The following is a 5,347-nucleotide window of genomic DNA, read 5'->3' on the forward strand; positions in this document are numbered from 1 at the left end:
CAGGCGCTCGTGCAGGAGTGTGGTGACCGCGCAGCTCCACCCGTCGTTGACCTGGCCGATCAGGTTCTCCGCGGGGATGTGCACGTCGTCGAAGAAGATCTCGTTGAAGTGGGCGCGGCCTGTCATGTCCCGCAGCGGGCGGACCGTGACGCCGGGGGCGCGCATGTCCACGATGAACATCGACAGGCCCTTGTGCTTGGGCGCGTCCACGTCGGTGCGGGTGAGCAGCAGCCCGTAGGAGGCGTGCTGGGCGACCGAGGTCCAGACCTTCTGCCCGGTGACCGTCCAGCCGTCCTCGGCCGGGGTGGCCCGGGTCTGCAGGGCGGCGACGTCGCTGCCGGCGCCGGGCTCGGAGAAGAGCTGGCACCAGATCTCCTCGCCCCGCAGCAGCGGACGCAGGTGCCTGGCCTTCTGCTCGGGGGTGCCGAGGTCGACGAGGGTCGGCCCGCACATCCCGAGTCCTATGGAGAAGACGTAGGTCGGCAGCGTGAAGCCCGCGGCCTCCTCGGCGAAGGCCCGCTCCTCCGCCTGGGTCAACCCCTGGCCGCCCCACTCGCCCGGCCAGCCGATCCCCGAATAGCCCGCGTCGTACATGCGCGCCATGAAGGCCTTCGCGGCGGCGACCCCACCCGCGTCCGGGGTGGCCTCGGCCTCGACGTCTCCAGCGTTGGCCTCCAGCCAGGTCCTGGCACGCCGCCGGTAATCCTGAAGATTCATGTCCACTCCAATCAGTGCTCACTTACTCTAGCCAGCACCCGATCAGCCGTACAGAGCAATGCTCTACAGGGGAAGGTGAAAGGATATTTGCCCCTTCTTGGCCATCAATCACCAGGAAACGGCAATTAATCCGTCTAGTGGCTCTATTCAGCGCCGAGGAGTGAAGTGTTCGCGGGTAACGCGCGGTCGGTACGGCGTCGGCTGACGCTCACCGCCGTCACGACGACCATCGTGATAGGCGGCGCCGCCTTCACGATCGTGACACTCAGGGCCGTGAAGACGGCACTCGTGCAGGTCAAGGCGATCAGACGCGAGCTGGAGGAGATCACCGCGACCGACATCGGCCGCCGGGTGCCGGTGCCCGCCGCGCGGAACGAGATCAGGCAACTGGCCGAGACGATCAACCAGACGCTGAACCGGCTGGAGGCCTCGGCCGAGCAGCAGCGCAGGTTCGCCTCCGACGCCTCGCACGACCTGCGCAGCCCGCTCACCGCCATGCGCGCCCAGGTGGAGGAGGCGTTGCGCTACCCCGACGACGTCGACTGGACGGCGAAGGCCCACGCGATGCTCGCCAGCCTGGACCGGCTTCAGGCGATCGTCTCGGACCTGCTGACGCTGGCCAAGCTCGACTCCGGGGTGCCCGCCCATTACGAGCGGATCGACCTGGGCGTGCTTGTCTGCGATGAGCTGGACAGGCACCGGCGCAACGTCCGGATCGACAGGGAGCTGCAGCCGGGGGTGGCGATCACCGGCGACCGGCTCCGGATGGCCCGGCTGCTGACGAACCTGCTGGACAACGCCGAACGGCACGCCGACTCCAAGGTCTCGGTGAGCGTGACCAGGGACGACGGAACGGCCGTCGTGGAGGTGCTCGACGACGGCGCCGGGATCGCACCCGAGCAGCGGGAGCTGGTCTTCCAGCGGTTCGCCCGGCTGGACGCCTCTCGCAACAGGGACGAGGGAGGCACCGGACTGGGACTCCCCATCGCCAGGGAGATCGCCCGCACCCACGGCGGCATCCTGAGGCTGGAGGACAGCGTCCGGGGTGCGCGGTTCGTCCTGCGGATCCCCCTGCACCCCGACCAGGACGGCGCCCCCTGACCCGCTAGTGTTCCCTTGTGGCAAGGGGATTTGGGCGATTACGTCGTGAAGATCTGCTCCGAACCGCCTGCGATGTCATCGCGGCCCAGGGGTTCGGTCACACCCGAACCGCGGACATCGCGCAGGCGGCCGGCGTCAGCCAGGCGCTGCTCTTCTACCATTTCGAGACCAAGGAGAAGCTGTTCGCCCAGGCATTCTCCTACGCGGCCCAACTCCATCTGGACGCGCTCGCCAGGGTGGAGGAGTCGGGCGGCTCACCCCTCGACCGGCTGCGGGCCCTGCTCAGGTTCTATCCCCCCGGCGGAAAGACCAAGTCGTGGGCCCTGTGGATCGACGCCTGGGCCGAGTCGATGCGCAACTCCGAGCTTGAGGAGACGTCCCGCAGGATCGACACGCGGTGGAAGGAGGCGCTTCACGCGATCATCGACGACGGCGTCGAGGCGGGAACCTTCGTCTGCGCGGACCCCGAGGGCTCGACCTGGCGGATCATGTCTCTCATCGACGGCCTGGCCACCCAGGTGACGGTGCACAGACGGCTGCTCTCCCGGGCGCGCATGACCGAGTTCATCCAGACGGCCGCCGCGGCGGAACTGGGCCTCTCCCCCGCCGAGCTGAGCTGAACAGCCCCCTGGGCAGCACGACCAGGAGCATGGCGAGGGCGATCAGCCCTCCGCCGAGGAAGATGCTCAGGGTGAGCGACTCCCCGTACAGCGCGACGGCCAGGACGGTCACCCAGAGCGGCTGTGTCGACAGGATCACCGTGGCGGACACCGGCGGCACGTGGACCTGGCCCCACGAGCGGGCCAGGAAACCCAGGGCGCAGGCCACGATCGACAGGTGGCCGAGGATCACCCAGTCGACCGGCGTGGCGGGCAGGGTCAGGCCGCCCGGCAGGGCGAGGACGCCCGTCATGACGGCGATGGCGCCGAGTTGGATGACCGTGACCGCGTAGGCGTGTCGCCGCGCCTCGGCGGAGTTGCCGAGCACCAGCGTGTGGGCCGCGTACAGGACGGCCGACACCAGGGTGGCGACCAGCGCGGGCGGGGAGATGTCGCCTTCCACGCCCTTCAGCAGGGTGAACACGGTCATCGCGACGGTCGCCAGCGCCACCGCGGCCCAGATCCTGGCCGAGGTCCTGGCGCCGAGCAGGACCAGCCCGAGGACCGGGGTGATCACCACGTACGAGCCGACCGTGAACCCCGAGACCGACGAGGGCAGGTCGTGCAGCGAGACCGCCTGGACCGTCTGGCCGACGCCGAACAGCAGGCCGAGCAGGATGCCGATCAGCCAGGTGCTCTCGGAGAGCCCTCGCAGGCTACTCGGGCGGAGCGCGACCAGCACGACCGTGGCGATGCCGTACCGCTCGGCGAGAAGGTCCGCCACGGGCATGCGGACGATGAGGTCCTTCATCAGCGGGAAAGCCGACCCCCAGGCGGCGCTGACGAAGGTCAGGAGCGCGATTCCCAGGAGGGGCCGGGGGGCTGCAACCACTGCCATAGTCGAAGGGTTACATCACCTGCAGCGACGGACAGGTCACCGACCGGAGCAGGAGTGGCCTTAATACAACGCTGAGTGAAGGACGTCACACCGGCGTGAGGGACCTCATACCTTCGCGGGGCTTTCCGTCTTATTGGATGCTTCGTACAATTAGCGCAGACATCCGATGGGAGGGCAGCGATGACACCAGCCCCAGAGACCGCCGCGGACAGAGAGGGCGACCAGCAGGTCACCGAGAGACGCGCGTACGAGGCGGTCATAGAGCGCCTCTCGAAGGCGTCCGTCGACAAGCACTGGGAGCCGTACGTCGACATCCCCTGGGACGAGAAGGAGTTCCTCGTCTTCGCCGACGACCCGCGCTGGGAGCTGCCCGAGGTCGACAGGCTGGGCGGCCACGCCTGGTACCGGGCACAGCCTCCCGAGATCCGCGCCAGGATCGGGCTGTGGCGGGTGGCGACCGCCATGAAGATCGGCCTGCAGTTCGAGAACCTGCTCAAGCGCGGACTGCTGAACTACGCGTACCGGCTGCCGAACGGCTCCCCCGAGTTCCGCTACGTCTACCACGAGACCATCGAAGAGGGACATCACGGGATGATGTTCCAAGAGTTCGTGAACCGCACGAAACTTCCAATAAAGGGCATGCCGGGGCCGCTGAGCCTGCTCGCGCAGATCACCCCGTGGATCCCGCTGATCTCCACCGAGCTCTTCTTCGTCTTCGTCCTCGGCGGCGAGGACCCGATCGACCACGTGCAGCGCAAGATGATCAAAACGGGCAGGACCCGGCATCCGCTGGAGGAGACGATCATACGGATTCACATCGCCGAGGAGGCCAGGCACATCTCCTTCGCCCGCCACTACCTGCGCCGCCGGGTGCCCCGGATGCCCCGCTACCGGCGCTTCACACTGGGCCTCGTCTCCCCTGTCATCCTGGGCATCATGGCCCGGATCATGCTCTCACCGCCAGGCTCGATGATCAGGACGTTCGGCATCCCCGAGGACGTCGTCAGGGAGGTCTACACCGGCAACCCCGAGATGGCCGCGGAGATCCGCGACTCGATCGGCAAGACCCGCGAGCTCTGCGCCGAGCTGGGCCTGATGAACCCCGTCCAGCGCCGGGTGTGGAAGGCGATGGGCATCTGGGCGCCCCCGGCGCCCGGCACGACACGGACCGGGAAGGCGGGCAGATGAGAACGGCGATCGTGACGGGGGGCGCCTCCGGCATCGGCCTGGCCGTCTCCCGCGAGTTCGCCGGGCGCGGCGCGCACGTCGTCATCGCCGACCTGGACGGCGCCGGGGCCGAGCGTGCCGCCAAGGAGCTCGGCGGCTCGGCCGCGACGCTCGACGTCTCCGACGCGCGGGCCGTGACCGACCTCGTCGAGCGGGTGGCGGCCGAGCGGGGACGGCTCGACGTCGTCTTCAACAACGCCGGAATCGCGGTCGGCGGCACCGTCGACGAGCTCACCCTCGACCACTGGAACCGGACGATCGACGTGAACCTGCGCGGCGTCGTCCACGGCGTCCACGCGGCCTACCCGATCATGAAGCGGCAGGGCTTCGGGCACATCGTGAACACCGCGTCCCTGGCCGGGCTGGTCCCCGCGCCGCTGATGGCGCCCTACACGGCGACCAAGCACGCGGTGGTCGGGCTCTCGCTCGCCCTGCGCGCCGAGGCCGCCGCCCACGGTGTCCGGGTGAGCGTGGTCTGCCCCGGGTTCACCGACACCCCGCTGCTCGACAACGCCAATCCCGGCCTGCCGCAGACCCCGACCGGCGCCGGCGCCCGCGAGTCGGCGAGCAGGACCATGGGCCGTCTCTACTCCGTCGACGCGCTGGCCGCCGACATCATCAGGGGCATGGCCCGCAACCGCGCCCTCATCGTGGCGCCCGCCGCCGGCCGCCTCGCCTGGCGCGCTACCCGCCTCTCCCCCTCGGCCGCCGTCCGGGCCGCGCCGACGAAGGAGATCGCCATCGGCATGAAGACCAGCGACTTGGCGAGCTACTCGAAGCGGGAGCGGTCCACCATGACGGCGTA

Annotated in this window: 6 protein-coding genes; 4 read left to right on the forward strand and 2 right to left on the reverse strand. The window is 69.2% G+C overall.

What is annotated here, in order from left to right; translation table 11 throughout:
* The coding region (locus ABZ260_RS45685; protein ID WP_355630708.1) for an acyl-CoA dehydrogenase family protein at positions 1–717 on the reverse strand (717 nt) is incomplete at its 3' end.
* 165 nt (positions 718–882) lie between these two features.
* On the opposite strand from ABZ260_RS45685, the gene ABZ260_RS45690 reads away from it, so the two are divergent.
* Together ABZ260_RS45690 and ABZ260_RS45695 are read left to right on the forward strand one after the other, a co-directional pair.
* Complete coding sequence (locus ABZ260_RS45690; RefSeq protein WP_355630711.1) at positions 883–1,818, forward strand: HAMP domain-containing sensor histidine kinase; 936 nt, start codon at positions 883–885, stop codon at positions 1,816–1,818.
* A 17-nt stretch (positions 1,819–1,835) separates the two neighbouring features.
* Complete coding sequence (locus ABZ260_RS45695) at positions 1,836–2,438, forward strand: TetR/AcrR family transcriptional regulator (protein ID WP_355567745.1); 603 nt, start codon at positions 1,836–1,838, stop codon at positions 2,436–2,438.
* Here ABZ260_RS45695 and ABZ260_RS45700 read toward each other — a convergent pair.
* On the reverse strand, positions 2,383–3,315 hold the full coding sequence (locus tag ABZ260_RS45700; protein ID WP_355630714.1) for a DMT family transporter: 933 nt from the start codon (positions 3,313–3,315) through the stop codon (positions 2,383–2,385). The two genes, ABZ260_RS45695 and ABZ260_RS45700, sit on opposite strands and share 56 nt — an antisense overlap.
* A 180-nt stretch (positions 3,316–3,495) precedes the next feature.
* On the opposite strand from ABZ260_RS45700, the gene ABZ260_RS45705 reads away from it, so the two are divergent.
* On the forward strand, positions 3,496–4,503 hold the full coding sequence (locus tag ABZ260_RS45705) for a diiron oxygenase (protein WP_355630717.1): 1,008 nt from the start codon (positions 3,496–3,498) through the stop codon (positions 4,501–4,503).
* Positions 4,500–5,347: SDR family oxidoreductase (locus ABZ260_RS45710; protein WP_355630720.1), on the forward strand; the 848-nt coding region annotated here is incomplete at its 3' end. The genes ABZ260_RS45705 and ABZ260_RS45710, both read left to right, overlap by 4 nt.

It is taken from the genome of Streptosporangium sp. NPDC006013, from assembly GCF_040614275.1.
Taxonomy (GTDB): domain Bacteria; phylum Actinomycetota; class Actinomycetes; order Streptosporangiales; family Streptosporangiaceae; genus Streptosporangium.

What these genes read in the sequence shown, in the direction of transcription:
- ABZ260_RS45700 (WP_355630714.1), bottom strand. Translation starts at nt 3,315, where the DNA reads ATGGCAGTGGTTGCAGCCCCCCGGCCCCTCCTGGGAATCGCGCTCCTG.
- ABZ260_RS45705 (WP_355630717.1), top strand. Translation starts at nt 3,496, where the DNA reads ATGACACCAGCCCCAGAGACCGCCGCGGACAGAGAGGGCGACCAGCAG.